Source organism: Microbacterium hanjuni (assembly GCF_043556395.1).
GTDB lineage: Bacteria > Actinomycetota > Actinomycetes > Actinomycetales > Microbacteriaceae > Microbacterium.
The window spans coordinates 733,773-759,483 of record NZ_JBIGIK010000002.1 but is presented as its reverse complement, the minus strand read 5'-3'; the positions used below and the strand labels follow the sequence as shown (position 1 = coordinate 759,483).

The 25,711-nt window shown below is 72.0% G+C and carries 24 protein-coding genes and 1 riboswitch; of the genes, 8 read left to right on the top strand and 16 right to left on the bottom strand.

Features of this window, described 5'->3' with window-relative positions:
- Nucleotides 1–21 precede the first annotated feature (21 nt).
- From ACFXP5_RS11400 to ACFXP5_RS11390, 3 genes are read right to left on the bottom strand one after another with little or no spacing between them, the layout of a single operon-like run.
- Nucleotides 22–876, bottom strand: a complete 855-nt coding sequence (locus tag ACFXP5_RS11400) for an SDR family oxidoreductase (RefSeq protein ID WP_394544690.1) — start codon at nucleotides 874–876, stop codon at nucleotides 22–24.
- The gene (locus ACFXP5_RS11395; RefSeq protein ID WP_394544689.1) at nucleotides 873–1,658 is read right to left on the bottom strand and encodes an enoyl-CoA hydratase/isomerase family protein; all 786 of its coding nucleotides are present in this window, start codon (nucleotides 1,656–1,658) and stop codon (nucleotides 873–875) included. Before ACFXP5_RS11395 ends, ACFXP5_RS11400 begins: the two co-directional genes overlap by 4 nt.
- 22 nt (nucleotides 1,659–1,680) lie before the next feature.
- Nucleotides 1,681–2,442, bottom strand: a complete 762-nt coding sequence (locus ACFXP5_RS11390; RefSeq protein ID WP_394544688.1) for an SDR family NAD(P)-dependent oxidoreductase — start codon at nucleotides 2,440–2,442, stop codon at nucleotides 1,681–1,683.
- A gap of 689 nt (nucleotides 2,443–3,131) precedes the next feature.
- On the opposite strand from ACFXP5_RS11390, the gene ACFXP5_RS11385 reads away from it, so the two are divergent.
- The gene (locus tag ACFXP5_RS11385; protein WP_394544687.1) at nucleotides 3,132–3,611 is read left to right on the top strand and encodes a GNAT family N-acetyltransferase; all 480 of its coding nucleotides are present in this window, start codon (nucleotides 3,132–3,134) and stop codon (nucleotides 3,609–3,611) included.
- A gap of 7 nt (nucleotides 3,612–3,618) precedes the next feature.
- Here the strand turns inward: ACFXP5_RS11385 and ACFXP5_RS11380 are convergent, their stop codons facing one another.
- The 3 genes from ACFXP5_RS11380 to ACFXP5_RS11370 all read right to left on the bottom strand — a co-directional run bounded on the left by ACFXP5_RS11380 (nucleotide 3,619) and on the right by ACFXP5_RS11370 (nucleotide 6,481).
- On the bottom strand, nucleotides 3,619–4,407 hold the full coding sequence (locus tag ACFXP5_RS11380; RefSeq protein WP_394544686.1) for an energy-coupling factor transporter transmembrane component T family protein: 789 nt from the start codon (nucleotides 4,405–4,407) through the stop codon (nucleotides 3,619–3,621).
- Nucleotides 4,404–5,771 carry an ABC transporter ATP-binding protein gene (locus ACFXP5_RS11375; RefSeq protein WP_394544826.1) on the bottom strand — a complete coding sequence of 456 codons (1,368 nt, stop codon included), beginning with the start codon at nucleotides 5,769–5,771 and terminating at the stop codon, nucleotides 4,404–4,406. The genes ACFXP5_RS11380 and ACFXP5_RS11375 overlap by 4 nt, the downstream gene beginning before the upstream one ends.
- A 77-nt stretch (nucleotides 5,772–5,848) precedes the next feature.
- Nucleotides 5,849–6,481: an ECF transporter S component gene (locus ACFXP5_RS11370; RefSeq protein WP_394544685.1), complete on the bottom strand. Its 633-nt coding sequence runs from the start codon at nucleotides 6,479–6,481 to the stop codon at nucleotides 5,849–5,851.
- Nucleotides 6,474–6,583: riboswitch (TPP riboswitch) on the bottom strand. (Overlaps the previous gene by 8 nt.)
- Before the next feature lie 35 nt (nucleotides 6,584–6,618).
- Between ACFXP5_RS11370 and ACFXP5_RS11365 the strand changes: the two genes are divergently transcribed.
- Nucleotides 6,619–8,172, top strand: a complete 1,554-nt coding sequence (locus ACFXP5_RS11365; protein WP_394544684.1) for a D-alanyl-D-alanine carboxypeptidase family protein — start codon at nucleotides 6,619–6,621, stop codon at nucleotides 8,170–8,172.
- Between the two features lie 13 nt (nucleotides 8,173–8,185).
- Here ACFXP5_RS11365 and ACFXP5_RS11360 read toward each other — a convergent pair whose 3' ends face one another.
- From ACFXP5_RS11360 to ACFXP5_RS11345, 4 genes are all read right to left on the bottom strand, one after another.
- Complete coding sequence (locus tag ACFXP5_RS11360) at nucleotides 8,186–9,103, bottom strand: DnaJ domain-containing protein (protein ID WP_394528501.1); 918 nt, start codon at nucleotides 9,101–9,103, stop codon at nucleotides 8,186–8,188.
- Nucleotides 9,104–9,186: 83 nt separating this feature from the next.
- Nucleotides 9,187–9,714 carry a hypothetical protein gene (locus ACFXP5_RS11355; RefSeq protein WP_394544683.1) on the bottom strand — a complete coding sequence of 176 codons (528 nt, stop codon included), beginning with the start codon at nucleotides 9,712–9,714 and terminating at the stop codon, nucleotides 9,187–9,189.
- On the bottom strand, nucleotides 9,711–10,541 hold the full coding sequence (locus tag ACFXP5_RS11350) for an LssY C-terminal domain-containing protein (protein ID WP_394544682.1): 831 nt from the start codon (nucleotides 10,539–10,541) through the stop codon (nucleotides 9,711–9,713). Before ACFXP5_RS11350 ends, ACFXP5_RS11355 begins: the two co-directional genes overlap by 4 nt.
- Nucleotides 10,538–11,608 carry an enoyl-CoA hydratase/isomerase family protein gene (locus ACFXP5_RS11345; protein ID WP_394544825.1) on the bottom strand — a complete coding sequence of 357 codons (1,071 nt, stop codon included), beginning with the start codon at nucleotides 11,606–11,608 and terminating at the stop codon, nucleotides 10,538–10,540. Before ACFXP5_RS11345 ends, ACFXP5_RS11350 begins: the two co-directional genes overlap by 4 nt.
- A 112-nt stretch (nucleotides 11,609–11,720) precedes the next feature.
- On the opposite strand from ACFXP5_RS11345, the gene ACFXP5_RS11340 reads away from it, so the two are divergent.
- Together ACFXP5_RS11340 and ACFXP5_RS11335 are read left to right on the top strand one after the other, a co-directional pair.
- On the top strand, nucleotides 11,721–12,932 hold the full coding sequence (locus tag ACFXP5_RS11340; RefSeq protein ID WP_394544681.1) for an ATP-binding cassette domain-containing protein: 1,212 nt from the start codon (nucleotides 11,721–11,723) through the stop codon (nucleotides 12,930–12,932).
- A complete protein-coding gene (locus tag ACFXP5_RS11335) occupies nucleotides 12,929–13,747 on the top strand; it encodes an ABC transporter permease (RefSeq protein ID WP_394544680.1) in 819 nt (272 codons plus the stop codon). Before ACFXP5_RS11340 ends, ACFXP5_RS11335 begins: the two co-directional genes overlap by 4 nt.
- Here the strand turns inward: ACFXP5_RS11335 and ACFXP5_RS11330 are convergent.
- On the bottom strand, nucleotides 13,740–14,159 hold the full coding sequence (locus ACFXP5_RS11330) for a hypothetical protein (protein ID WP_394528506.1): 420 nt from the start codon (nucleotides 14,157–14,159) through the stop codon (nucleotides 13,740–13,742). The genes ACFXP5_RS11335 and ACFXP5_RS11330 overlap by 8 nt on opposite strands.
- 115 nt (nucleotides 14,160–14,274) lie before the next feature.
- On the opposite strand from ACFXP5_RS11330, the gene cofG reads away from it, so the two are divergent.
- The 4 genes from cofG to cofC are packed head-to-tail and all read left to right on the top strand — an operon-like array spanning nucleotide 14,275 to nucleotide 20,003.
- Nucleotides 14,275–16,773, top strand: coding sequence for a 7,8-didemethyl-8-hydroxy-5-deazariboflavin synthase CofG (gene cofG, locus ACFXP5_RS11325; RefSeq protein WP_394544679.1), 2,499 nt, complete (start codon nucleotides 14,275–14,277; stop codon nucleotides 16,771–16,773).
- Nucleotides 16,770–18,263 (top strand): flavin-containing monooxygenase, encoded by a 1,494-nt coding sequence (locus tag ACFXP5_RS11320; protein ID WP_394544678.1) that lies wholly within the window; start codon nucleotides 16,770–16,772, stop codon nucleotides 18,261–18,263. Before cofG ends, ACFXP5_RS11320 begins: the two co-directional genes overlap by 4 nt.
- On the top strand, nucleotides 18,260–19,282 hold the full coding sequence (gene fgd, locus ACFXP5_RS11315; RefSeq protein WP_394544677.1) for a glucose-6-phosphate dehydrogenase (coenzyme-F420): 1,023 nt from the start codon (nucleotides 18,260–18,262) through the stop codon (nucleotides 19,280–19,282). Before ACFXP5_RS11320 ends, fgd begins: the two co-directional genes overlap by 4 nt.
- A gap of 58 nt (nucleotides 19,283–19,340) precedes the next feature.
- Complete coding sequence (cofC, locus tag ACFXP5_RS11310) at nucleotides 19,341–20,003, top strand: 2-phospho-L-lactate guanylyltransferase (protein ID WP_394544676.1); 663 nt, start codon at nucleotides 19,341–19,343, stop codon at nucleotides 20,001–20,003.
- 572 nt (nucleotides 20,004–20,575) lie between these two features.
- Here cofC and cofD read toward each other — a convergent pair.
- The 5 genes from cofD to hemC all read right to left on the bottom strand — a co-directional run bounded on the left by cofD (nucleotide 20,576) and on the right by hemC (nucleotide 25,701).
- Nucleotides 20,576–21,529, bottom strand: coding sequence for a 2-phospho-L-lactate transferase (gene cofD, locus ACFXP5_RS11305; protein WP_394544675.1), 954 nt, complete (start codon nucleotides 21,527–21,529; stop codon nucleotides 20,576–20,578).
- Entirely contained in the window at nucleotides 21,526–22,863 is a 1,338-nt protein-coding gene (gene hemL, locus ACFXP5_RS11300; protein WP_394544674.1) for a glutamate-1-semialdehyde 2,1-aminomutase, read from the bottom strand. Before hemL ends, cofD begins: the two co-directional genes overlap by 4 nt.
- A gap of 65 nt (nucleotides 22,864–22,928) precedes the next feature.
- Nucleotides 22,929–23,903, bottom strand: a complete 975-nt coding sequence (gene hemB, locus ACFXP5_RS11295) for a porphobilinogen synthase (RefSeq protein ID WP_394544673.1) — start codon at nucleotides 23,901–23,903, stop codon at nucleotides 22,929–22,931.
- Nucleotides 23,900–24,706 (bottom strand): uroporphyrinogen-III synthase, encoded by an 807-nt coding sequence (locus ACFXP5_RS11290; protein ID WP_394528514.1) that lies wholly within the window; start codon nucleotides 24,704–24,706, stop codon nucleotides 23,900–23,902. Before ACFXP5_RS11290 ends, hemB begins: the two co-directional genes overlap by 4 nt.
- Nucleotides 24,703–25,701 carry a hydroxymethylbilane synthase gene (hemC, locus tag ACFXP5_RS11285; RefSeq protein ID WP_394544672.1) on the bottom strand — a complete coding sequence of 333 codons (999 nt, stop codon included), beginning with the start codon at nucleotides 25,699–25,701 and terminating at the stop codon, nucleotides 24,703–24,705. Before hemC ends, ACFXP5_RS11290 begins: the two co-directional genes overlap by 4 nt.
- Between the last annotated feature and the right edge of the window lie 10 nt (nucleotides 25,702–25,711).

Sequence of the window (25,711 nt, the reverse complement as noted above, 5' to 3'; positions counted from 1 at the left end):
TGAGCGGGCTGTGCATCGGGCTCAGTCGAGGAAGATGTCGGGGAACAGCGCCGTGTCGGGCGTGCCGGGCACGGCCGCGTAGCGCGAGAAGTCGCTCACGCCGGCAGCCTCGAGCACGTCCTCGACGATGAGCGTCTGGCCGGTGCGCTCGCTCGCCGGCGTGATCAGCACCTCGTACGCCGCATCGGCGTAGATCTCGGGCGTGCGGCTGGCGGCCATGATGCGCTCACCCCCGAGCACGTTCTGCACGGCGGCCGTCGCGATCGTCGTCCGGGGCCACAGGGTGTTGGCAGCGATGCCGTCGGCCTCGAACTCCGCCGCCACCCCCAGGGTCACCATCGTCATGCCGAACTTCGCCAGCGTGTACCCGGTGTGCGCGCCGAGCCATTTCGCGCTGATGTTGAGCGGGGGAGACAGCGACAGGATGTGGGGGTTCTCCGCATCCTTCAGCACCGGGATCGCCGCCCGCGAGAGCAGGAACGTGCCGCGCACGTTGACGTCCTGCATGAGGTCGTACTTCTTCGCCGCGAGATCGAGCGAGCCCGACAGATCGATCACGCTGGCGTTGTTCAGCACGATGTCGATGCCACCGAACTCGCCCTGTGCCATGAGGACGGCCTCGGTGATGTCGTCGTCGTTGCGCACATCGCCGACGATCGGCAGCGCCTGTCCTCCGGCCTCGCGGATCGCCGCGGCGGCGGTGTGCACGGTGCCCTCGAGCTTCGGATGCGGGGAGTCGGTCTTCGCGAGCAACGCGATGTTCGCGCCGTCCCGGGCGGCGCGCAGGGCGATCGCGAGTCCGATGCCGCGGCTTCCGCCCGACATCAGGATGGTCTTGCCCGCGAGGGAGGGCCGGGTTCCGTTCGAATCGCTCATGCGTTTCCCTTCGTGCTCTTGCGCGAAGCGGCGGCGAACGCCGCGACCCGCGCGCGGGACGGAGGCGTGTCGAACGCTGCTCCGATGGTGGATGCTTCGTCGTCGAGGTTGTCGGCGAACGATCGCCCCGCCCCCGACCGCACCAGTCGCTTCGCCTGCCCGAACGCGCCGGTTGCGCCGTCGAGCCAGAATCGGGCCACCTGCTCCGCCCGGCCGGCCAGTTCGGCCGGGGGGACGACCTCGGCGACGAGGCCCCACTGCAGGGCCTCGGCCGCGTCGAGGGTGCGATCCTGCAGCAGCAGCTGCAGCGCCCGGCGTTGGCCGACGGCGGCGGGCAGCAACGTCGAGACCCCCAGGTCGGGGGTGAGACCGATGTTGGCGTACCGGCTGACGAACTTCGCGGTGTCGCTCGCGACGATGTAATCGGCCGTGAGCAGGAGCCCGAGGCCGCCGCCCGCGACAGCTCCCTGCACGGCGGCCACGATCGGCACCGGCATCTCCACGAACGTGCGGATGCCCTCGTGGATCACGTGCGCAGCCTCCGTCACAGCCGAACCGTCGGCCCCCGAGGTGGCCATGGCGACGACGTCTCCCCCGGCGCAGAAGGCCGGGCCCGCAGCATCCAGGATCACCGCTCCGACCGAAGGAGCCATCGCGATCGCCCGGGCGATGTCGCGCCACCGTCCGCCCATCTCGAAGTCCATCGCGTTGAGCGAGGCGGGGCGGTTGAAGGTGACGCGGGCGAGCCCGTCGTCGACGGAGAAGAGAATGCTGTCGGTCACGGTCGCTCCGGATTCGTCGTGGTCACTTCGGCGCCATCCTGATCGCGCCGTCGAGTCGGATGGTCTCGCCGTTGAGGTAGCCGTTGTCGATGATGGACAGCACGAGACGCGCGTACTCGTCGGGCGCACCGAGCCGCTGCGGGTACGGCACCTGCTGCCCGAGGGAATCCTGCGCCGGCTGCGGCAGGCCCTTCAGCATGGGCGTCTCCATGATGCCGGGCGCGATCGTGACCACGCGGACGCCGTAGCGAGCGAGCTCCCGAGCGAGCGGGAGCGTCATCGCCGCCACGCCGCCCTTGCTCGCCGCATACGCGGGCTGGCCGATCTGGCCGTCGAAGGCGGCCACGCTCGCGGTGTTGACGATCACGCCGCGGTCGCCGTCGGAGGAGGGGTCGGTGCGGCTCATGACCGCGGCGGCCTGCGCGGCGACGTTGTAGGTGCCGATCAGGTTGATGCGCACGACGCGCTCGAAGTCGGCGAGCGGACTCGGCCGACCGTCGCGGTCGAGCACCTTCGCGGGCGGGGCGATGCCGGCGCAGTTGACGACGACGCGCAACGGCGCCGCCTCGGCTGCGATGGCGACGGCCGCGGCGACCTGGTCGGGATCGGTGACGTCGGCGGGGGCGAATCGGCCGCCCAGTTCGGCCGCGGTTGCCGGCCCGGCGGAGCCGGGCAGATCCACGATCGTGACGAGGGCCCCGGATGCGGCGAGCCGCCGCGCCGTCGCGAGCCCCAGCCCGCTGGCGCCGCCGGTGATGAGGGCGCCCGCTCCCGCGATGTCCATGGTTTCTCCGCTTCGTCGATCGGAACCGCGTCCCACCCTAGCCGTCGCTGCGGACGCCGTCGGAGCGCCCGCGCCCGCATGGCCGCGGGGGTGAAGCGGGGGTGTCGCGGGGCGTTGCCGGGTGCCGCCGGGGTGGTGCGGGGCGGTGCGGTGCGGTGCGGATCGAGGAGATGGCCCGGATCGAGGACCAGATCCGACGAAAACATCCTCGATCTACCCCATCTCCTCGAAAACCCACAGCCCCGGCCGGGGAAAAAGATTGCTGGAGAAGAACGCCGGAGCCCGGGCGCGCGTAATGGATCGAGGGGATGCCTCGGATCGAGGCCCCGATCCGGCTGAACCATCCTCGATCCGCCTCAAATCCTCGGAAACTCACGGGCGAGGCTGGGAGAACGGATGCTGGAACGGGGCCGACCGCCGATTTTCGAGGAGATACCGAAGTTTGAGGACGAAAAGCGGCGAAAGCATCCTCATTTCTCGGTATCTCCTCGAATTCCGGCGGCTCGGCCGGGAGAACGGATACTGAAGCCCGGGCGGGCGTTGCGGATCGAGGGGATGGCCCGGATCGAGGACGAGATCCGGCGAAAGCATCCTCGATCCGCCTCATCCCCTCGAAAACCCGCGGGCCGGGAGAACGGATGCTGGACCCCACGGCTGACCTGTCCACCCGCCGCGCTTAGGCTCGAGGGATGGAATTGATCGGTGTCGAGGTCGACGATTCCCGGGCCCAGTCCCTGCGCGATGCGCTCGACGCCGAGCTCGCCGAACGGTACGGCGTCCGCCGCAGCGCGGAGTCGCCCGAGGTGACAGCCGCGCGCGAAGAGGCCCTGCGGGTGCACCCCGCCGACATCGTCGCGACCCTCGTCGCGGTCGCCGACGACGGCGCCCCGCTCGGGCAGGTCATGCTGCGCCGCCTCGGCGAGGAGTGGGAGCTCAAGCGGCTCATCGTTCGCGCCGAGGCGCGCGGGCGGGGCATCGGCCGGGCCCTCGTCGCAGCCGTGATCGATCGTGCGCGTACCGGCGGGGCGCACCGGGTGATCCTGCAGACCGGCGATCCGCAGCACGAGTCGCTCGCGCTGTACCGGGCCATGGGGTTCACCCCGATCCCGGTGTACGAGCCCTACGTCGCGACCATGCCGCACTCGCGCTGCTTCGAACTCACGCTCTGACGGCCGCTCAGCTCGGGCCGAGCACGAAGTTCCACGTTCCCGCGAGAACCGCCGCGGTGAGCGCTGCCGCGGCGATGACGGCGGCGAGGGCGATCAGCATCCAATCATCCCGACCGAAGCGCGACGGCCGCGCCCAGGTACGGGGACCGGGCGCACCGAAACCGCGCGCCTCCATCGCGGTCGCGAGCTTCGCACCCCGGCGGATGGAGAGCACGAGCAGCGCGAACGCCATCCCGAGGAACCGGCGGACGCGTCCGCGATCGGCGACGCCCCGGGCGCGACGCGCGAGTTCCAGCGCACGCCAATCGTCGAGGAACAGCCCGACCATCCGCACGCCCGCGAGCGCCCCGAGCACGAAGCGGGCGGGGAGGCGCACGATCTGTCCCAGTCCGTCGGCCAGATCCGTCGGATCGACCGTGGCGAACAGCACCACCGAGGGCAGCGCGATCGCGAGCACCCGCAGGGCGGTCGCGAGGGCGAGGTCGAGCGAGCCGTCACTCACCCGCACCAGCAGCCAGTCGACGTAGACCCGCCCCGAGGTCTCGCCGTAGAGGGCGATGGTGAGCCCGGTCAGCGGGGCCGCGATCCACACCGGCCAGGTGCGCGTCCAGAATTGCCGCCAGCTCAGCCCTGCGAAGGGGAGGAGCAGCAGTTCGAGCAGCAGCGCGACGCCGCCCGACACCGGGTCGAGGGTGAGCACGAGCGCGATGGCGAGCACAGCGCTGGCGGCGAGTTTGGCCACCGGGTTGATGCGCGCGGCGCGCCCGGTGGTGGCGACCGCTTCGACCAGGGTCATGGGGTCGCCTCGAGCGCGTGACGGCGGGCGTGCAGCGCCGACACGACGTCGGCATCGTGAGTGATCGTGACGAGGGCGACGCCGTCGTCGCGGATCTCGGCGAGCAGACCCACGAGCTCGGCCCACGTGCGGGCGTCCTGCCCGAACGTGGGTTCATCGAGCACCAGCACGTCGGGGCGGGTTGCGAGGGCCGCGGCCACCGTGAGCCGCCGCTTCTCGCCACCGGAGAGCGTGAAGGGGTTGGCTTCGGCCAGACGCGACAGCCGCAGTCGCTCGAGCAGTTCGTCGATGCGCGCCGGCTCGTCGATCCCCAGCGCCCGGGGTCCGACTTCGAGCTCGGCGCGCACGGTGCGCGCGAGCAGCTGATGCTCGGGCTCCTGGAACACCGTGCCGATGCGCGTGAGCAGCTCCCGCGCGCGCCACCGGATCGGCGAGGGGCCGGCGCCGCGCTCGAGGGGCGCGGTCGCGATCACCCGACCGGCGGCGGGGGGCAGCAATCCCGCGAGGGTCAGCCCGAGAGTGGACTTGCCGGCGCCGTTGGGTCCGGTGATGGCGAGAGCGGATGCTGCGTGCACCCCGAGATCGATGCCTGCGGCGACGGTCGTGCCGCGCACCCGCTGCACGGCCAGATCGCGCGCGGACAGCAGCACCTCCCCCGGGGAGTTCCGCGGTGGCGGGGGCAGGGCCGGCGGGATGCCGGGCACCCACACGCCGCCACGGGCGAGGCGCTCCCCCTCCCGCTCCAGCACGAGCGCCGGAGGGCCGTCGGCGATCACCCCCTCGTCACCGAGCACGATGACACGGGTCACCACGGGAAGCCACACCTCAACGCGGTGCTCGACGACCACGAGGGTGGAGCCGTGGGCCGCCACCGTGCGCGCCACGCTCTCGCGCACCTCGGCGACCCCGGCAGGATCGAGGTTCGCCGTCGGTTCGTCGAGGAGCAGCAGGCCCGGACGCATCGCGATCGCACCGGCGAGCGCGAGGCGCTGCTTCTGGCCCCCGGACAGCGCCTTGGTGGAGTGATCGAGCGGGAGGGCGAGTCCGACGTCTTCGAGCGCAGCGCCGACGCGCGGCCAGATCTGGTCGCGGGGCACGCCGAGGTTCTCGCACCCGAACGCGACGTCGTCGCCGACGCGCGCCAGGATCACCTGCGCGTCGGGATCCTGCAGCACGAGACCCGCCCGACCGCGCGCCTGCGCGGCGGGGACGCCGTCGATGAGCAACTCGCCCACCGATTCGCCCTCCTCGTCACCGCCGAGCACGCCGGCGAGCGCTGCCAGCAGCGTCGATTTTCCCGAACCGGACGCACCGAGCAGCAACACCCGCTCGCCCGGTTCGATGCGCAGCGTGAGGTCGCGCAACGCCCATGCCCGGCGTCCGCCGTGCCGCCAGCCCCACCCGCGCGCGTCGACGGCGGCGGGGCGGACGTCGGGCGGGTTCACACCCGGGTGCGGGCCGAGCGGCCGGAGGCGAACCGGTCGAGCGCCCCGGTGGCAGCGATACCGCGCGCCAGCACCCACGACAGGGCTCCGGCGATCAGCGCGCCCGACAGCGACGTGCTGATGAGGTAGATGATCGTGAAGGCCGCGTCGGAGCCCGCGTACCAGAGCACGAGGTTGTTGATGCCGCCTGCGAGCGCCGCGCCGATGCCCGCGAGGATCGCGACGCCGAGATTCCAGCGGCGGTAGAAGAAGAGCAGGAAGATCAGCTCGGCCCCGAGGCCCTGCACGAGACCGGCCTCGATCGTGAGGAACCCGCCCCACTGGTTTCCCACCAGCGCCGAGACGACGGCGGCGAGTGTCTCGGTGTAGAGCGCCGCGCCGGGCTTGCGGATGATGAGGCCGCCCAGCACCCCGGCGAAGAGCCACGGGCCGTCCAACAGACCCTGGAGGCCCGGGAGCAACGGCTGCAGGAACTCGGACGGCGCGATCGATCCGAGGTTCCAGAGCAGGAAGATCAACCCCGCGGCGACGCCCAGCACGCTGGCGACCACGATGTCGACGATCCGCCAGCGGGTGCTGCGCGGCGACGCGGTCGTGACGGATCCGCGGTCGGAAACAGAAAGATTCATGGATGCTCCTCCCTGCGCTGGCATTACCCAGATCAGGTTCGACGGTCGAAGCGTGGTTCGCTTCCTCTCAGCCCGGCTCACCGGACTCCCGTGGTTTCGAAGCGAGTATAGCCTCACCGACGCGCTACTTTAGGCGGATGGGATCAGAGGCGACCGCTCCGCCGTCACGGCGCGAGCTGCGTGAACGCGCCACCGCCTCCCAGCCGATCATCGTCCCGCCGAACGCGGAAGAAGTCCCGCCGAACGCGGAAGAAACAGCGACCAGCGCGGAAGAAACAGCGACCGGCGCGCAGCCCGCCAGCACGCCGCAGCCCACGACCACTGCCGCCGTAGCGACGCAAGCCCCGGCGCGCTCCGCCCCCGTCGCCCTCGTCTGGATCGACGGCGCCACGCTGACCTCCCCCGACGCACCCGCCGCCCTCACGGTCGCGGGCGAGCGCCCCGACGCGGGCGCCGACCTGCTGGCCACCGCCCCCCGACGCCGGATCCTGCGGCCGGGGGTCGTGCTGCCGGTCCTGATGATCTTCTTCGTGGTCGCCGTCTACGTCGCCACCACCCTGCTCTGGCCGCTGTACGCCGTGGCCCCCCAGGTCGAAGCGGTCGCGGTGCAGCCCGTCGCAGCGCCGGCCGCCGCGCCCGCGTGGCCCGCTGAGGGGAGCGCCGCCCTGTCGGTTTCGGGGGTCGGCGGGGTGGTCACGTCGTCGGAGGAGAGCATCCCCATCGCGAGCATCACGAAGCTCGTCACCGCCCTGATGGTGCTCGATCGGATGCCGCTCGCCGTCGGCGAAGCGGGCCCGGATTTCGCGTTCACCGCGGCCGATCGCGCGCGCTATCGCCAGGATCTGGCGGCGGGCGAGTCGGCGCTGGACGTGCCGGTCGGCGGTTCACTGTCGCAGTACCAGATGCTCGAGGGCCTGTTGATCGGCTCGGCCAACAACTACGCCGACCGCTTGGCGGGGCAGTTCTACCCCTCCGACGCCGTGTTCGCCGACGCCGCCCGTTCGTGGTTGCAGATGCACGGCCTGGAGGGCATCACGATCGCTGATCCTTCGGGCATCCTCCCCGGCAACGCCGCGACGGCCGAGGCGCTCATCCCCCTCGCCGAGAAGGCGCTCGCGAACCCCGTGATCGCCGAGATCGTCGCGAAGCCCACGGTCGACCTGCCGGGCGCCGGCCGCGTGGAGAACACCAACCCGCTGCTCGGGGAGCCCGGTGTGGTCGGGCTCAAGACGGGAACGCTGGATTCGTACAACCTGCTCGCGGCGAAAGACGTCACCGTCGACGGCACGACGGTGCGCCTCTTCGGTTCTGTGCTCGGTCAACCCGACCGCGATACCCGGGCCGCCGCGATGCGCGCGCTCTTCGCGGAGGCCGAGCAGGAGCTGCAACCGCATCCGTCCGTGGCCGCCGGCACCCTCGTCGGCCAGGTCATCACCCTCTGGGCCGAGCCGATCGACATCACCACGACCGCCGACGCCGACGTGGTGCTCTGGAACAACGGGGTGGCGGAAGCATCCACCGACTTCTCCCTCGGCGACGCGGAACTCGCCGGCTCCACCGTCGGCAGCCTCACCGTCACCGGCCCGGTGGATGCTGTGACGATCGACGCTCAGCTCACCGGCGACATCGAGCCACCCGACGCCTGGTGGCGGCTCACGCATCCCCTGGAGCTGTTCGGGCTCGCGAGCTGAGCGCACCGACCGCTTAGACGTGCCGGACGCGCTGCTGCAACCGGGTGCGGATGTCGAACAGCTCGGTTCCACCGATGTCGCGGGCGCCACTCAGGCCCTGGCGGAGGACCGTCGACAGGGCCGAGCGGGACACCACCGCGACCGCGGTGCCGCGCACTTTGCCGAGCTCGGTGATCGCGTCGAGCATGTCGCCGTCGGGGAGCACGACGATCGCACCGCTGAAGCGCACCCCCGCGGCCTTGGCGAGCACCCGCGCCCGCGAGACGAGCTCGGTGACCGGAGCCCCGGCCACGTTGGCGCCGACGATCTCGCCGCGGCGGAACCCCACCGGGCCGCCGAAGTCCTCCGAGAGCACGGCGTACAGCCCGCTGGGGCCGAGCACGACGTGGTCGATCTTGTCTTCCGGGTCGCCGTCGCGCGAAGCGTCGACGTCGTGCCACACCGTGTACCCCATGCCGAGTTCGGCGACGATCCGCGCGCTCGCCTCCTCGGCGAGCGCGTCGGCGAGCATGCGGCGCAGCTCGTGCGGGGCGGAGCGCACCAGGGCCGCGTCGTAGGGGTCGTCGAGCGGCACGCCGCGACCCGCCCACTCGCGGATGAGGGTCAGGTAGCGTTCGCGGCGCCATCCGCCCGGCTGACCGTAGGTGCGCGCGCGGGGGCGCGTGTCGGAGCGGGGGGCGCTGTGCGCGGGCGGGCCCGCCCACTCGGGCGCCTCGACACCGCGGCCGCGGTCGTACGCGGCCCGCGCTTCGGGGGTGCCGATGAGCTCCCACGCGCGCTGCACCCGCACGAACAGCGCGGCGTCGCCGCCGGTGTCGGGGTGCGACTCGCGCAGCCGCAGTCGATAGGCGCGGCGCAGCGACTCGTCATCGACGTCGACGCTCACCCCGAGCACCTCGTACGCCGACGCGGACACCGGACTGTCGAACACCGCACCCTCCCCGGGTCGCCGCACGGAAACGCGCGTTCCGGCAGCATCCGACAGGCTAACTCCTCCGGCATGTGCGGGCGCTGTCAGCGCCGCTGGCGCCGCCGTGCGTACGCCGAGGCGCTGCGGCTCGACAGCGCCAGGAGCACGAGGATGTCGAGCGCCAGGGTCACCAGGGTCGTCGAGATGCGGATGTCCTGCCCCTGCACCCACCACCCCACGAACGCCGTCGAGATCGACAGCACCGAGAAGACCATGACGACGGTGCGGGGGAAGTTGCGCCCGCGCAGGATCAGCACGCCGAAGACAGCCTCCACCAGCAGGACGAACGACATGACGGTGAGGAAGACGATCAGCGCGACTCCGGTGAAAGAGGCGTCGGCGGTGGTCGGGTCGTCCGAGGCGTTCGCCATCTGGGCCGCCCATCGGCTGACCTCATCGCCCCAGCCGAAGGCGACGCTGAGCATCCAGACGACGCCGGCGGCCACACGCAGCAGCACGAGCGCCGCGCCCGCCACGGTCGAGATCGGGCGCTGCATCGACGCATCGCCGGCGAGCGGGGCGACCAGCTCGCCGGGCGGTTCGAACGCCGGGCGCTTCTCGGGGGCGGTCATGCCGCGACCCCCGTTGCGACGCTGCTCACGTCGACGATGGGCAGGTCACCGTCGGTGCGGATGCTGTCGCCCCCGCCATTGCGGGAGTGATAGCCGGTGGAGAAGTCGCGGATCACGTCCACCCGCACGGCGGGCTCCGCCGCGGTCAGGGACCCGACGATGTGGTCGCGTTCCACGTCGGTGTCGGCGTCGATGCGGTGCGTGACCTGGAGCGTGAACAGCGACAGCCCCACGGACGTGTCGAAGGTTCCTGCGGCCACCCAGTCGACGCGGTACCCGCCCGGCAGCAACCACCCGTCGGGGCACCGCCAGAACCGCACGTGATGCCGCTGCGAGGGGTTGCCCGCGTACTGCTGCTGGTAGGCGAAATCCTGTTGTCGGCCGAACAGGAAAAGGGGGCTGACCGGCGCTTCGTCGTAGCTTCGCCGAGCGATCGTCGAGGTGATGATGCGCCAGGACGAGCGGAGGGTGACGGGGTCGGCCGGCTGCCAATCGGCGGCGACGAGCGCGGCCTCGATCTGTTCGCGACTGCCGTTGAAGGCGAGATTCACCGGGTCGCCGAGCAGGCCGTCGCTCGTGCGGGCGCGCCCGATGAAGTAATCGGGCACGTAGATGGTGGTGAGGATGCGGTGCAGTCTCGGCAGCACCAGGTAGGCCAGCAGCACCCAGAAGACGATCGCCCCGAGGATGCCCCACCACCCCATCGTGAAGGTCTCGGTGAAGCTCAGGTAGGCGAGCCAGATCGCGGCGAGCCCGGCGAAGACGAAGAAGAACCAGTCGGCGAAAGCGCCGAGCGAGTACCGCCGCGTGCGCCGGGCGGCGGTCACGGCTCGTCCCAGAGGGGGGTCGCGGGAGCGAAGGCGAAGGCCTGGGCGACCGTGTCGGCGCCGAGGGCGTCGAGGGTCGCGGGGTTCCACGTCGGCGAGTGATCCTTGTCGACGAGCTGCGCGCGGATGCCTTCGAGCAGGTCGGGCTGGGTGGCTGCGAACCACAGCACGAGTCCGTACTCCTGCGCGAGTGCGGCGCGGAGGTTCGGTAGGGACCGGGCGCGCCGGACGGCCTCGAGGGTCACGGCGAGCGCCGTCGGCGACACTTCGGTCAGCGTGTCGGCGGCGAGGGATGCTGCGGGCTCGGCCCGCTCGCGCAGGCGCGCGATGATCTCCCCCACCGTGTCGGCCGAGAAGGCCTCGTCGATCCAGGGGCGGGCAGCCTCCAGCGCGGAGGCGTCGGCCGTCTCGTCGAACAACAGCACGAGGTCGGTCGGGCTGGAGGGATCGGCCCGGGTCTCGAGGGCGTCGCGGAGCGCCGGGATCCGTTCGCTCGGCACGAGGTGGTCGGCGAAGCCCGCGTAGATCGCGTCCGCCGCCGTCATCGAGGCACCGGTGAGTGCGAGGTACTCGCCCACGCGCCCCGGCGCTCGAGCGAGCAACCAGGTGCCGCCCACGTCGGGGGTGAACCCGATGCGGGTCTCGGGCATGGCGAGTCGAGAGCGCTCCGTGACGACGCGGATCGCGGCGTGACCGGCCAGACCGATCCCTCCGCCCATCGTGACGCCGTCGGCGATGGCGACGAGGGGAAGGGGGTATTCGGCGATGCGCGCGTTGAGCGCGTACTCCGCGCGGAAGAAGATGGACGCCGCCTCCGCCTGACCCGCGCGGATCTGCTCCGCCAGCCCCCTCACATCGCCGCCGGCGCAGAAACCGCGTTCGCCCGCACCGTCCAGCAGCACGAGGTCGATGTCGGGGGCGTCGGCCCACGCGACCAACGCCGCGTCGAGGTCGTGCACCATGCCGAGATCCAGCGCGTTGATCGCTCGCGGTCGGTTCAGGGTGAGGTGTCCGAGCCGATGCTCGGAGCGTGCGAGCACGCGGGGTTCTGCAGCATCCGTGTCCACTCTCGTCACGCTACCGCCCCACCGCAGACTCGTGCTCGAGGCGGAAATGCCGGGATCGGGGCGGGTTTCCGCGAAGATGGGGGCAACGGATCGATGAACGAGAGGTTGCGGCATGCCCGACGGACAGCTGCTGGAGTTCTCCGGAGTCACCAAGCACTTCGGCGCCGTGGCCGCGGTGAACGGTCTGAGCGCTCGCATCGAACCCGGCGTGGTCACCGGTTTCCTCGGCCCCAACGGTGCCGGTAAGACCACGTCGCTGCGCATTCTGCTCGGTCTGATCCGCGCGAGCGGTGGCACCGCGACGATCGGCGGAGTCGCCTACGCGAAGTTGCGCCACCCCCTGCAGACCGTGGGCGCCGCGCTCGAGGCCGCCAGCTTCCACCCCGGTCGCACCGCGGCCAACCACCTGCGCGTCTACGCCCGCGCCGCTGGCATCGGATCTGCTCGCGTCGACGAGGTGCTCGGTCTGGTCGGCCTCGCCGATGTCGCCGGCCGCAAGGTCGGCGGCTTCTCCCTCGGGATGCGCCAGCGCCTGGGATTGGCGACCGCCCTGCTCGGCGACCCGGGCGTTCTCGTGCTCGACGAGCCCGCCAACGGCCTCGATCCCGAGGGCATCAAATGGATGCGGGGGATGCTGCGTACCCTCGCCGACGAGGGGCGCACCGTGCTCATCTCCTCCCACCTCCTGGCCGAGGTGCAGCAGACCGTCGACGCCCTCCTCGTCATCGCCCACGGCCGGCTCGTCTTCCAGGGCGGTGTCGAAGACCTCGCGGAGTTCGGCGATTTCGCCACGGTCGTGGACGCGCCCGATCGTGCCGGCTTGAGCGCTGCCCTCGAGGCCGCGGGGCTCGACTTCACGGTGTTGCGCAACGGACTGACGGTGCGCAGCGTCGAGCCGGTGGAGGTCGGTGCCATCGCCGCCGGGGCGGACATCGCCCTCTCGACCCTCGCGCGCCGCGGGGCGGGCCTGGAGGAGATCTTCCTCGGCCTCGTCGACGGCTCGCTCGTGCACCCGAGCGCCGACCCGGGCGCTTCGCCGGCTGCGCCGGCCGCCGCGACCGCCGCGGAGACGCCGGAGCCGGACGCGGCGCCAGAAGCCGAGCACGCGTCGGAATCAGCACCCGAGCCCGAGCCGGAACCGGCCCGCGAGCCGGAGCCCGCGCTGCAACCGGCTCGCGATCCGGAGCCCGAGCCCGAGCCGCCCCACGAACCACCCACGTCGACCGCGTCGTTCGCCGTGGCCGGCACCGGGATCATCGACATCGTGACGGTGACCCCCGCCGAGGTCGATGAGGACGCCATCGAAGAAGGTGAGCACCGATGAGCCTCACCGCCGCCACCCGCTCCGAACTGACCAAGCAGTTCACCACCGCCGCCTGGTGGATCCTCGCCCTCGTGCTGCTCGTCTACATCGCGATCGTCTCGGCGGGCCTCGGGCTCGTCCTGGCCGCACTCGCGACCGGCGCCATCTCCGACGGCGGCGGTCTGCCGCTTCCCGACGCGACCCTCGCCCCGGTGCTCTACAGCGTGGCGACCTCGTTCGGCTACGTGTTTCCGCTGCTGGTGGGCACCCTGATGGTGACGAGCGAGTTCCGCCACCAGACCCTCACCCCGACGTTCCTCGCCACCCCGCGCCGCGGCGTGGTGCTCGGGGCGAAGGTCACCGCCAGCATCGTGATGGGCGTGATCTTCGGCGTGGTCGGGATCATCGCGTCGGTGGTTCCCGCGGCGATCGTGCTCGCAGCATCCGGTCTCGACACCACCCTCGGTGACAGCGACACCTGGGCACTGCTCGGGCGGATGCTGCTGGCCTTCGTGCTGTGGACCCTGCTGGGCCTCGGCGTCGGAACCGTGGTGCGCAACCAGGTCGTCGCCCTGGTGCTCGTGCTGGCGTTCACGCAGTTCGTCGAACCGATCGCCCGGATCGCCGGTGCGTTCGTCGACGGCCTCGAGCCGATCGTGCGCGTGCTTCCCGGCTCCGCCGGTGACGCCCTCGTCGGCGCGAGCGCGTTGTCGATCGGTACACCTGCCGCGGCCGATCCCCTCACCTGGTGGGCGGGAGGCCTCGTGCTGGCCGCTTACGCGCTGGTCTTCCTGGTGCTGGGGATGCTGACGAGCTGGCGCCGCGACGTCAACTGATCGGGCGCCTCGCCCGCGGGGCCTTCTGGGCCAGCACCGCGACGTCTTCGGGCTCGTCGTCGACGTCGAGGCGCAGGGCCTGCACGAGTTCGATGCCGTGACGGGTGGTGAGGATGAGCCGCTCGAATTCGTCGTGCCCGTCGAGGTCGATCACCACACTCGGGTGACGTCGCCGGATCAGCACGAAGTCGTTGCCACCCGCGGACTTCCAGGTGCCCATCGCGACGGCGACCGGGAGGTTGATCCCGGGGTTCGGTACGCCTCGCAGCCACGTCCAGGCGTCGTCCGTCAGCTGCGCCCGCACGATCGTCTCCCGCGGTACCCGCACATTCCGTCGGCGGAATGAAAGCTTCCGCTCCACCCCCGAGAGCACGACCTCGAGCTGCGTGGAGTCGAGCAGCAAGGTCACCATGTCTCTAGTCTGCCAGCGCCCCCGGGGCGCTCGAGGGCCGAGATGTTCACAGCTCGGCAACAATCCGCGCGGGCTGCCCGGCCCGCCTCAGCGGGAGGCGGGATAGCCTGAACGCATGAGTCTCGGCAGCGCCGCGCCGCAGGTCGACGCCTCTTTCGACCGGGCCGCACACCCGGTCGGAGCGCACCCTGTCGCCGACATCCTCGCCGCTCTCGCGGCCGGAGAACGGCTGGAGGCTCTCGACGCCGAAACCCTGCTCGCGGCCACCGGTGACGATCTCGACGCGGTGCTGCACCTCGCCGCCGAGTGGCGCGACGACGGCCTGCGCCATGCCGGACGCGCGGGCATCCTCACCTATTCGCGCAAGGTGTTCGTACCGCTGACCACCCTGTGCCGCGACCGCTGCCACTACTGCGTGTTCGTGGACACCCCGGGCCAGCTGCTGAAGAAGCGGATGCCGGCGTACATGTCGCCGGAGCAGGTTCTCTCGGTCGTCCGCCAGGGTCAGGCCCTGGGGTGCAAAGAAGTGCTCCTCACCCTCGGCGACCGGCCGGAGGATCGCTGGCCCGAAGCGCGTGCGTGGCTCGACGGGCACGGCTACGGCTCCACGCTCGAGTACGTCGCCGAGATCGCGCGCATCGTGACCGCGGAGACGGGACTGCTCGCGCACGCGAACCCCGGGGTGATGACCGAGGACGAACTTCGGATGATGCGCCCCACCGCACCGTCGATGGGCATGATGCTGGAGACCACGTCGCGCCCGCTCTTCGAGCAGCCCGGTCAGGTGCATTACGGCTCCCCCGACAAGGACCCGGCCGTTCGGCTGCAGGTGATCGAAGACGCCGGCCGCGTCGGCATCCCGTTCACGACGGGCATCCTGGTCGGCATCGGCGAGACGCTGCGCGACCGCGCCGAGTCGCTCGTCGCGCTGCGCGGGCTGCACGAGCAGTACGGGCATGTGCAGGAGATCATCGTGCAGAACTTCCGGGCGAAGCCGAAGACCGCGATGCAGGACGCGCCCGACGCCGACCTGGTCGAGTACGTGGCGGCGGTCGCCGTCGCGCGACTGGTGTTCGGGCCGCGGATGCGCATCCAGGTACCGCCGAACCTCTCGGACCCCGGCGAGTTCGCCCTCCTGGTGAAGGCGGGCGCCGATGACTGGGGCGGCGTCTCGCCCCTGACGGCCGATCACGTGAACCCCGAGCGCCCGTGGCCGCACCTCGACGACCTCGCGCGCGCCACCGCCGACCTCGGTTTCGAGCTGCGCGAGCGCCTCACCGCCCAGCCGGAGTTCGTGCTCGACGCCGAGCGGTGGATCGACCCCGCCCTGCACGCCCCGGTCGCCGCCCTCGCCGACCCGGCTACGGGTCTTGCCGCCGCCGTGCTCGCCTCCCCCGCCCCGCCCTCCTCGCCGTCGCCCGCCGTACCGAACTCAGGAGAACCGGCGGGGGGCGCAGCATCCGCCCCGTCTTCCCCGGGCACGGAGACCGACCCCGCGTCGTCGGTCCTGCGTTCGGTACAGACGGGTGGCGCAACCGGCCGCGCGGGGGTGGGGCGGCTCGCGGAGCGGGCGGCGTCCGACCCCGCCGCACTGGACGACGCCGAGTGGGTGCGGCTGCTGGAGGCCGCAGGCCCCGACCTCGACGCCCTCGCCGCGGCGGCCGACGCCGTCCGCCGCTACACCGTGGGCGAAACCGTGAGCCTGGTCGTCAACCGCAACCTCACCTCGAGCGGCTTCCGCGCCGCGGGGCGTGGCGAGCCCGGCACGTTCGCACTCGACGACGTCTCGGCCATCGCCGCCGACGCGGCCGCGCTCGGGGCGACCGAACTGTGCGTGCAGGGCCTTCTGCCCGCCGACGAAGACCCGGCCGCCTTCCTCGCGATCGCCCGCGCGGTGAAGGCCGGGGCGCCCGACATCCACCTGCACGCCTACCGTCCGCAGGACGTCTGGGACCTGGCCGACCGCGGCGGGCTCGGACTCCCGGGCGCGCTCGAGGCCCTCCGCGACGCGGGCGTCGACACGGTTCCCGGCACCGGCGTGAAGGTGCTGAGCGAACGGGTGCGCGCGCTCGTCGCGCCCGGCGACGTCGAGATCGACCGCTGGATCGAGGGCATCACGGCCGCGCACCGCGCCGGGCTCTCCTCGACCTCGGTGCTGTTCTACGGGCACGTCGAGACCGCGGTCGAACGCATCGAACACCTGCGGATGCTGCGGCAGCTGCAGTCGGCATCGACCGGCGCGGGTTTCACGGAGTTCGTGCCCATCCCGCTTCCCGGCCACCGTGCTGCCCTCGTGCCCGGCCGAAGCCCGCTCGACGAGGACCGCGCCATGGTGGCCGTGTCACGGTTGCTGCTGTCCGGCAGCATCCCGCACATCCAGATCCCGTGGACGCGCGTCGGTCTCGACAGCGCCGCGGAGCTGCTGCGCTCGGGCGGCGACGACCTCGGCGGCGCGCTGCTGGACGGCCGCGTCCTCCCGGACGCCGGCGTCGAGCAGGGTAGGGAACTGCCGCTCGAGCAGGCGGCGCGGCTGAGCGCCCGGTTGTTCCGGCCGTTCCGGCAGCGCTCCACCGACTACCGCACCCTCACGCAGGCACCGGGAATCACCGCATGACACGCACCGGGGTCGTCATCGTCGGCGCCGGCTTCGCCGGGCTCGGCATGGCGATGGCGCTGCGCCGCGCGGGACGCGACGACTTCGTCGTGCTCGAGCGGGCAGCATCCGTCGGCGGCACCTGGCGCGACAACACCTACCCCGGGGTCGCGTGCGACGTGCCCTCGCATCTCTACGGTTTCGCGGCGCGGCCGAACCCGACGTGGTCGCAGACCTTCGCCACCGGCGGCGAGATCCACTCCTACCTCGAAGACGTCGCGAGCCGCGAGAACCTCGGCGACCGCCTGCGCCTGCGCACTCCGCTGCTGGGCGCCCGGTGGGACGCCGACGCCGAACTCTGGCGCATCGACACCGGCCGCGAGCAGTTCGAAGCCGCCGACCTCGTGCTGGCCTGCGGTCGCCTGAGCGAACCCCACGTGCCCGCCATCGACGGACTCGAGACCTTCCCCGGTCCGCTCTTCCACTCCGCTCGGTGGGACCACGACGTCGACCTCGCGGGCGCCCGCATCGCGGTCGTCGGAACGGGGGCCAGCGCCGTGCAGCTCGTGCCCGAGCTCGCCCAGCGGGGAGCCACGGTCACGCTGTTCCAGCGAACGCCGGCGTGGATCGTGCCGCGGGGCGGACGCGCCTTCACCGACGCCGAGCAACACCGTTTCAGCGAGCACCCCGGCGAGCTCGCGCGCCTCCGGGCCGAACTGTACGCCGAGGGCGAGGCGCGTTTCGCCTCGAGATCCGGGGATGCTGCCGCCTCGGCGACCGCTCGGCAGTCGGCCCTCGATCACCTGGCCGCCCAGGTGCCGGATCCCGCTCTGCGAGAAGCCCTCACCCCCGACTACGACTTCGGCTGCAAACGCGTGCTGCTCTCGGACACCTTCTATCCAGCGGTCTCCTCCGAAGGCGTCACCCTCGAAGCATCCGCTCTCGCGGCCGTCGACGGCTCGACGCTCGTCGCCGCGAGCGGTCGCACCTACGACGCCGACGTGCTGGTGCTGGCCACCGGTTTCGCCGCCTCCGAACAGCCCTACGCCGACCTCGTCCGAGGCGAGGACGGCATCACCCTCGCCGAGCACTGGTCGGAGGGGATGACCTCGTTCGCCTCGACCGTGGTCACCGGATTCCCCAACTTCTTCGTGCTGAACGGGCCGAACGCGAGCCTCGGTCACAACTCCGCCGTCCTCATGGCCGAGGAGCAGGCCGCCTATGTCGTGCGCGCCCTCGCCGAGCAGCGCCGTCGAGCCGACGGCGTGCTGCGCCTGCGTGCGGCCGCCGAGCGCGCGTACACCGACGAGATCGCGGCGGCCGCAGCATCCAGCCCCTGGCTCACCGGCGGCTGCCGCAACTGGTACGTCGACGAGCGCTCGGGCCGGTTGACGCTGTTGTGGCCCGGCACCGCACAGGCCTTCCGCGACCGGCTGGCCGCGGCCGACGGATCCGAGTTCGAACCCGTGCCCGCGCCCGAGCGGCGCGAGCCCTCGAGAGGAGAGAAATGACTGTCCCACCCCTGCGTTTCGGTTACAAGGCGTCGAGCGAGCAGTTCGGGCCCACCCAGCTGCTGGACTTCGCCGTGCTCGCCGAGGAGATGGGCTTCGACTCCGTTTTCATCTCCGACCACCTGCAGCCGTGGATGCACGACGGCGGGCATGCTCCCGCCGCGCTGCCGTGGCTCGGCGCGCTCGGTGCGCGCACGTCGAGGATCGTGATGGGAACCTCGGTGCTGACCCCGACGTTCCGCTACCACCCGGGTGTCGTCGCGCAGGCGTTCGCGACGCTGGGCGTGATGTTCCCCGGGCGGATCATCCTCGGGGTCGGCACCGGCGAGGCGCTGAACGAGGTCACCCTCGGTCTCGAATGGCCCGAACCGCCCGAGCGCTTCCAGCGGATGAAAGAGGCGATCACGCTCATCGAGAAGCTGTGGGACGACGAGCGCGTCACCTACGACGGCACCTACTACTCGGTGAAGGACGCGACGATCTACGACCGGCCGCCGGTCGATCAGAAGGTGCCGATCTACATCGGCGCCTCGGGTCCGGCTGCCACGCGCCTGGCCGGGCGCATCGCCGACGGCTACATCACGACGAGCGGCAAGGATCCGGCGCTGTACACCGACACCCTGTTGCCGGCTCTACGGGAAGGCCTGGAGAAGGCCGGACGCACGGAGGACTCGATCGACACGCTGATGGAGGTCAAGGTCTCCTATCACCCCGACCGCGATGTCGCGCTCGAGAAGACGCGCTTCTGGGCCCCGCTCGCGCTGTCTCCCGAGGAGAAGCGCGACCTGCACGATCCGCTCGAGATGCAGCGTCGTGCCGCGGAGCTGCCCATCGAGCGGGTCGCGTCGCGGTTCATCGTGTCGACCGACCCCGACGAGCACGTCGAGCGCATCGCGCAGTACATCGAACTCGGGTTCCGCCACCTCGTGTTCCACGACCCCGGACATGACCAGGAGGAGTTCCTCCGCATGTACGGGGCGGAGATCCTGCCGCGGCTGCGCGCCCGCTTCGCCGAATAACGGGATCGGGCGTTTCCGGTCGGACGATGTCGCCGGTTCGAGGAGAATTGTTGTTGTGATGCGCTCCGACCCTCGGGTCTCCCCCTCGGATACTCCCGCTGCGCGCGGGTGGGTGGTCATCGTGCCCGTCAAACCCGCGAGCCTCGGCAAGTCACGGCTGACGGATGCTGTCGCCGACCGCACGGTGCTTGCCCGCGCGATCGCTCTCGACACGATCGCCGCAGCCTCGGCCGCGCTCGAGGTCGAACGCGTGATCGTGGTGACGGACGACAGCGACCTCGCCTCGGCGATCAAGCGGATGCCCGGCGTCGAAGCGGTGCGCGAAGGAGACGCGCGCGGTCTGGACGCCGCGATCGCGACCGGCGCCGCCGTCGCCGGCCCCGATGCACCGCGCGCGGCCCTGCTCGGCGACCTGCCGTCGCTACGCCCCGCCGACCTCGACGCGGCCCTCGAGGCGGCCTCGACCGTCGAACGCGGTGTCGTCGCCGACACCGAGGGCGTCGGCTCGACCCTCGTGACCGCCCGCGCCGGAGCGACCTGGATCTCGGCGTTCGGCGACGATTCGTTCTCGCGACACCAGCTGCTCGGCTGCACGGTGCTCGACGTGCCGGTCGATTCGACCCTTCGCCGCGATGTCGACACGAGCGAGCAGCTGAACGAAGCATCCGCTCTCGGACTCGGCGAGCGCACCGCCGCCGTCCTCGCCTCCGCGGCCGCCTGACCCCCGGCCGCGCTGCCACCGTCGCCCAGAACGTACGTACTCGGCGAACCCGGGCGTTGTTGTGCGCGATGGCGGGCGGGTTCGACGAGAACGCACGTATTCGGCGAACCCGGCTGTCGCGCCGTTGCGGAACCACCCCGCGCTGAGTGCACGGGGTGCCCGCCACCGCACGGCTTGGCGACGGGATCACCCCGGGCTGACGGGCCGCCCGTTACCCCCGCCGGGCGGACACAGCTCCTCCATTTCCGCGCGCGACCCGGGGTAGCAGCCGTCGTTCCGCCGACGACGGGGCCACCGCCCCGCCCAGTGGAGGAGTTGTGTCCGCCGCAACGCGCCGCCCACCCACCCGCGCCACCGCCCCGCGCGACCCGCGCGCCCCGAGCCACCGCCCCGCGCCACCCGCGCGCCCGCACCCCGCACCCGCGCGCAGCGCCACCCCCGCACCCCGCATGCCCCCGCGGCAGTCGCCCAGAACGTACGTACTCGGCGAAACCGGGCGTTGCCGCGCAACGGTAACGTGCGGGCTCGACGAGAACGTGCGTATTCGGCGAAACCGGGCGGCGCGAGAGGGGTCAGGCGCTGAGCGCGGCCTCGACGATCGCGGCGGACGCCGCGGTGTCGCGCATCCACAGGGGGGCCACGACCGCGCGCATGCCGAGGAGGTCGACGGATGCTGCAGCAGCCGCGTCTTCTTCCGCCACCAGCCAGGCGTCCAGCACCCCGCCGGCCGAGCGCGCTCCGTAGTGGGCGGCGACGGCCGCGGCGGAGGTCTCGACCCCGATCGCGGTGAGGCAGACGTCGGCCATGCCGCGGACGACCCGACCGCCGATGATCGGCGAGACGCCCACGACGCGCGCACTCGTCGCCGACAGCGCTTCGCGCACACCCGGCACGGCGAGGATCGGGCCGATCGAGACCACCGGGTTGGAGGGCGCGATCAGCACCACATCGGCGTCGGCGATCGCCTGCTCCACGCCGGGCGCGGGGCGCGCGTCCTCGATGCCGGGATTCTCGAACCGGGTCGGCACGAGCGCGGCGCGATGCCGCGTCCACCACTCCTGGAAGTGCAGCCGCTCGCCGCCCTCGACGAGCACGTGCGTGTCGACCTCGGCGTCGGTCATCGGCAGCATCCGTACCCCGAGCGGCCACCGCTCGGACAACCGGCCGAGCACCTCGGTCGGGGTCCGTCCTTCGCGGAGCCACCCGGTGCGGGCCAGATGCGTGCCGAGGTCGAGGTCGCCGAGGGTGAACCACGGCCAGCCGGCGCCCCACGCCTGCAGTTCTGCGTTGACGCGCTCGGTGTCGCCGGCCCGCCCCCAGCCGCGTTCGGTGTCATTCACCCCGCCGAGGGCGTAGAGCAGGGAGTCGACGTCGGGCTGCAGGCGCACGCCCGAGAGCCACAGGTCATCGCCCGTGTTGGCGACGACGGTGGCCTCGGGATCACCGCGGCGGGCGAGCGCTTCGCGCACCCCGAGCGTGAACTTCGACCCGCCGACGCCGCCGGCGAGCACGACGACCCGGGTCACGAGCCGAGCGGGGGCATCGGGGCGGATGCTGCCGCGCGGGCAGCGGCCGGGAGTGCGTCGACGATGCGCCCGAGCGCGTCTTCGTCGTGCGCGGCGGTGAGGAACCACGCCTCGTACACGCTCGGCGGCAGCGAGACGCCGGCGTCGAGCATCGAGTGGAAGAACGGCGCGTAGCGCCACGCCTCCTGCGTCAGCGCCGTCGCGTAATCGCGGGGGGCTTCGGGCAGGAAAGCGACACCGAACAGCGAACCCGCACGGGGAACCGCGTGCACGACTCCGGCCTCGGTGAGCGCGGTATCGAGCGCGTCGGCGACGACGGATGCTGCCGCGTCGACGCGCGCGTACACCTCGGGCGTCGCAAGGCTCAGGGTGGCGATCCCGGCCGCGACCGACAGCGGGTTCCCGGAGAGGGTTCCCGCCTGGTACACCGGCCCGACGGGGGCGAGGTAGTCCATCACCTCGGCACGCCCACCGAGGGCGGCGAGCGGCATCCCTCCCCCGACGACCTTGCCGAAGGTGAAGAGGTCGGGGAGGTAGTGTTCGCCGCCGGCGGCCTGCAGCCCCCAGAACCCCGCGGGGTGCACGCGGAAGCCGGTCAGCACCTCGTCGAAGATCAGCAGCGCGCCGTTGTCGTGCACGAGATCGGCGAGGGCGGCGTTGTAGCCGGGGAGGGGCGCGACGACCCCCATGTTCGCTGCCGCGGCTTCGACGATGACGGCGGCGATGCGGTCGCGATGCAGGGCGAACGCCTCGCGCACCGCGTCGAGGTCGTTGTAGGGCAGTACGAGGGTCTGCGCGGCGATCGGGGCGGGCACCCCCGCTGAGCCGGGCAGCGCCAGCGTCGCGACGCCCGAACCCGCCGCGGCCAGCAGGCCGTCGGAGTGACCGTGGTAGTGCCCGGCGAACTTGATGAGCAGGTCGCGGCCCGTGTATCCCCGGGCGAGGCGGATCGCAGTCATCGTGGCTTCGGTGCCGGTCGAAACGAGGCGCACCTTCTCGATCGGGCGCGTGGCGGCGAAGGACACCCGGTCCGCGATCAGCGCGGCGAGTTCGACCTCGCCCCCGGTCGGGGCGCCGAACGACAGCCCCCGGGTAGCGGCTTCCTGCACGGCGGCGACGACCTCGGGCTGAGCGTGGCCCAGCAGGGCCGGTCCCCACGAGGCGACGAGGTCGACGAACTCCTGCCCCGAAGCATCCGTCACCGTCGCCCCACGCGCCGAGGCGAGGAACCGCGGGGTTCCCCCCACCGACCCGTACGCGCGCACGGGCGAATTCACACCGCCCGGGATGACGCTCTGCGCCCGCTCGAACAGTTCATCGTTGCGATCCGTCATGGGTTCGCCCTTCCGTTCTCCCGCGGGGGCGGGTCAGCACAGCGCGGGGGTCAGCACAGCGCAGGTCAGCGGAGCCAGCCGGCGGCCTCGACGGCCCAGTAGGTGAGGATCGCGTCGGCGCCGGCCCGGCGGATGCCGACCAGGCTCTCCTCGATCGCGCGACGGCGGTCGATCCAGCCGTGCGCGGCCGCGGCCTCGATCATCGCGTACTCGCCCGAGACCTGGTACGCCCAGACCGGTACGTCGACCGAAGCGCGCACCTCGGCGAGCACGTCGAGGTAGGGCATCGCGGGCTTGACCATGACGACGTCGGCGCCCTCTTCGACGTCGAGCAGCGCTTCGCGCACGCCTTCGCGGCCGTTGGCGGGATCGAGTTGGTACGTGCGCCGGTCGCCGACGAGCTGCGAATCCACGGCCTCGCGGAACGGACCGTAGAAGGCCCCGGCGTACTTCGCCGAGTACGCGAGCAGCATCGTGTCGCTGAAGCCCTCGGCGTCGAGTGCAGCGCGCACGTACGCGGTCTGGCCGTCCATCATGCCCGACAGCCCGAGCATCATCGAGCCTGCCTGCGCCTGGGCGAGACCCATTGCGGCGTAGCGCTCGAGCGTCGCGTCGTTGTCGACACGGCCGCGCGCGTCGAGCACGCCGCAGTGGCCGTGGTCGGTGAATTCGTCGAGGCACAGATCGGTCTGCACGACGAGCGCGTCACCCACCTCGGCGACGAGCGCCTCGGTGGCCACGTTCAGGATGCCTCGGGGGTCATCGGCTCCGGAGCCCCGGGCGTCTCGCACCGCGGGCACACCGAAGAGCATCACTCCTCCGACGCCGGCGGCTGCAGCCTCCGCCGCCGCTTCGCGCAGCGAATCGAGGCTGTGCTGCACGACACCGGGCATCGACGAGATCGGCGAGGGCTCGGTGAGCCCCTCGCGCACGAACATCGGCAGCACGAGCTGCGACGGGGCCACGAAGGTCTCCCGTACGAGGCGGCGTACGGCGGGCGACTGACGAAGACGGCGCGGGCGGTGTTGCGGGAAGCTCACGGCTGCAACTCGTCGGCGGCGTGCGGCAGCGGGAAGCGGGCGACCGCCTCGATCAGCGCGTCGACGGTCTGCTGTTCGGCGATGACGTCGACCGACAGCCCCGCGCGGCGCGCGTCGCGGGCGGTGCGGGGGCCGATGGCGGCGATGACGGTGGACTCGGGGATCACGGGGAACTGCGCCTGCACCTGCTCGGCGACGGAACCGCTGGTCACGAGGATCGCGTTGATGCGACCGGACTGCACGTCGAGAGCGATCTTCTCCGTCACGGGCACACCGACCGTTCGGTACGCCACGACGCTGCGCACGTGGTGGCCCGCCTCGATCAGCATCCGCGTCAGCACCGGCTTGGCGATCTCGCTGCGGAGAGCCAGAACACGGCGCGGCTCGGGTTCGAGCGCGATCATCTGCTCCGCCATGCCGGCCGCGGAGTTGTCGCGTTCGGGTACCAGGTCGACCCGGTACCCCACCGCCTGCAGCGCCGCCGCGGTGGTCTCACCGACGGCGGCGACCTTGGTCGCTGCCGGGATGAGGGCCCGATACGCGTAGAGCACGTCGACCGTGGTCGCGCTGGTGACGGTGAGCCAGTCGAAGGCGCCGGCGGCGAGGTCGGCGAGCGCTTCGTCGAGCGTGGCCTGATCGTTCGTCGGCGCGAAGTTGATGAGGGGCGCGATCACGGGGGTGGCACCCTGGCTGCGCAGGTTCGCGGCCACGCCGTCGCCCCACGGGCCGCCTCGCGGCACGAGGACCCGCCAGCCCGCGAGGGGCCGCTCGGGCGTCGGCGTATGCCGGTGACTGGAATTCATGGGGTCGACTCTCGTGGGACAAGATCGGCCGCCCCACGTTCGAGCAGCCGACGTGCGACATCTTCCCCGGTGCGCGCAGCTCGCGCGATCGGGTCCGCGCTATCGGCAGCACCCGCACCATCGCCGCTGCCTGCCTTCCGAGCATACCCCCGCGACACGCGAACTGTCCGGTCCGTTCCGATGCGTCGGCTGCCGTCGAGCGCGTAGACCACCGCGGTGATCCGCAGATCGTCGTCGAGCAGCTCGGCGTGCGTGCCGACCGGGGCGTGGCAGCCAGCATCCAAGGTCGAAAGCACCGACCGCTCGGCGGTGATCTCGATGCGGGTCGACTCGTCGTCGAGCAGGGCGACGGCGTCCAGCAGATCGGATGCTGCATCCACCCGCGTCTCGATGGCCAAGGATCCCTGACCCGGCGCGGTCGGCCACTCGGCCAGCCCCAGCGCCTCGGCGTAGAGGCCCCCGAGGTCGCCGCCGAGGCGTTCGAGGCCCGCGGCGGCCAGGATGACGGCGTCGAGGTCGCCCTCGCGGACGCGGCGGAGGCGTGAATCCACGTTTCCGCGGAGGTCGCGCATCTCGACCCGGCTGTTGCGCCGCAGCACCTGAGCGACGCGGCGGGGGGAGCCGGTACCGACCAGGGCGCCGGCCGGCAGGTCCGACAGCGGCGTGCCGTCCCGCGTGATGACCACGTCGCGGGCATCGGCGCGCGGCGGCGTGGCGGCGATGATCAGTCCGTCCGGCTCGGCGGTGGGGAGGTCTTTGAGCGAATGTACGAGCAGGTCGCACTCCCCGGCCAACAGGGCCTCGCGCAGCCCGTTCGCGAAGACGCCGCGCCCGCCCAGCTGCGAGAGCGAAGCGCGGTTGACGTCTCCCTCCGACACGATCGGCACCAGCTGCACCTCGCGCCCCGCGGCCACGGCGAGCGCGTCGGCGACCTGCTGCGACTGCGCCAGCGCCAAGGCGCTCCGACGGGTGCCGAGGCGGAGCGCCGCGGTCATCGGGTGCGGC

What these genes read in the sequence shown, in the direction of transcription:
- cofG (WP_394544679.1), top strand. Translation starts at nt 14,275, where the DNA reads ATGAGTCTCGGCAGCGCCGCGCCGCAGGTCGACGCCTCTTTCGACCGG.
- ACFXP5_RS11340 (WP_394544681.1), top strand. Translation starts at nt 11,721, where the DNA reads ATGCCCGACGGACAGCTGCTGGAGTTCTCCGGAGTCACCAAGCACTTC.
- ACFXP5_RS11385 (WP_394544687.1), top strand. Translation starts at nt 3,132, where the DNA reads ATGGAATTGATCGGTGTCGAGGTCGACGATTCCCGGGCCCAGTCCCTG.
- fgd (WP_394544677.1), top strand. Translation starts at nt 18,260, where the DNA reads ATGACTGTCCCACCCCTGCGTTTCGGTTACAAGGCGTCGAGCGAGCAG.
- ACFXP5_RS11370 (WP_394544685.1), bottom strand. Translation starts at nt 6,481, where the DNA reads ATGAATCTTTCTGTTTCCGACCGCGGATCCGTCACGACCGCGTCGCCG.
- hemC (WP_394544672.1), bottom strand. Translation starts at nt 25,701, where the DNA reads ATGACCGCGGCGCTCCGCCTCGGCACCCGTCGGAGCGCCTTGGCGCTG.
- ACFXP5_RS11380 (WP_394544686.1), bottom strand. Translation starts at nt 4,407, where the DNA reads ATGACCCTGGTCGAAGCGGTCGCCACCACCGGGCGCGCCGCGCGCATC.
- ACFXP5_RS11355 (WP_394544683.1), bottom strand. Translation starts at nt 9,714, where the DNA reads ATGACCGCCCCCGAGAAGCGCCCGGCGTTCGAACCGCCCGGCGAGCTG.
- ACFXP5_RS11365 (WP_394544684.1), top strand. Translation starts at nt 6,619, where the DNA reads ATGGGATCAGAGGCGACCGCTCCGCCGTCACGGCGCGAGCTGCGTGAA.
- cofC (WP_394544676.1), top strand. Translation starts at nt 19,341, where the DNA reads ATGCGCTCCGACCCTCGGGTCTCCCCCTCGGATACTCCCGCTGCGCGC.
- ACFXP5_RS11290 (WP_394528514.1), bottom strand. Translation starts at nt 24,706, where the DNA reads ATGAATTCCAGTCACCGGCATACGCCGACGCCCGAGCGGCCCCTCGCG.
- ACFXP5_RS11400 (WP_394544690.1), bottom strand. Translation starts at nt 876, where the DNA reads ATGAGCGATTCGAACGGAACCCGGCCCTCCCTCGCGGGCAAGACCATC.
- ACFXP5_RS11335 (WP_394544680.1), top strand. Translation starts at nt 12,929, where the DNA reads ATGAGCCTCACCGCCGCCACCCGCTCCGAACTGACCAAGCAGTTCACC.
- ACFXP5_RS11320 (WP_394544678.1), top strand. Translation starts at nt 16,770, where the DNA reads ATGACACGCACCGGGGTCGTCATCGTCGGCGCCGGCTTCGCCGGGCTC.
- ACFXP5_RS11330 (WP_394528506.1), bottom strand. Translation starts at nt 14,159, where the DNA reads ATGGTGACCTTGCTGCTCGACTCCACGCAGCTCGAGGTCGTGCTCTCG.
- hemL (WP_394544674.1), bottom strand. Translation starts at nt 22,863, where the DNA reads ATGACGGATCGCAACGATGAACTGTTCGAGCGGGCGCAGAGCGTCATC.
- ACFXP5_RS11390 (WP_394544688.1), bottom strand. Translation starts at nt 2,442, where the DNA reads ATGGACATCGCGGGAGCGGGCGCCCTCATCACCGGCGGCGCCAGCGGG.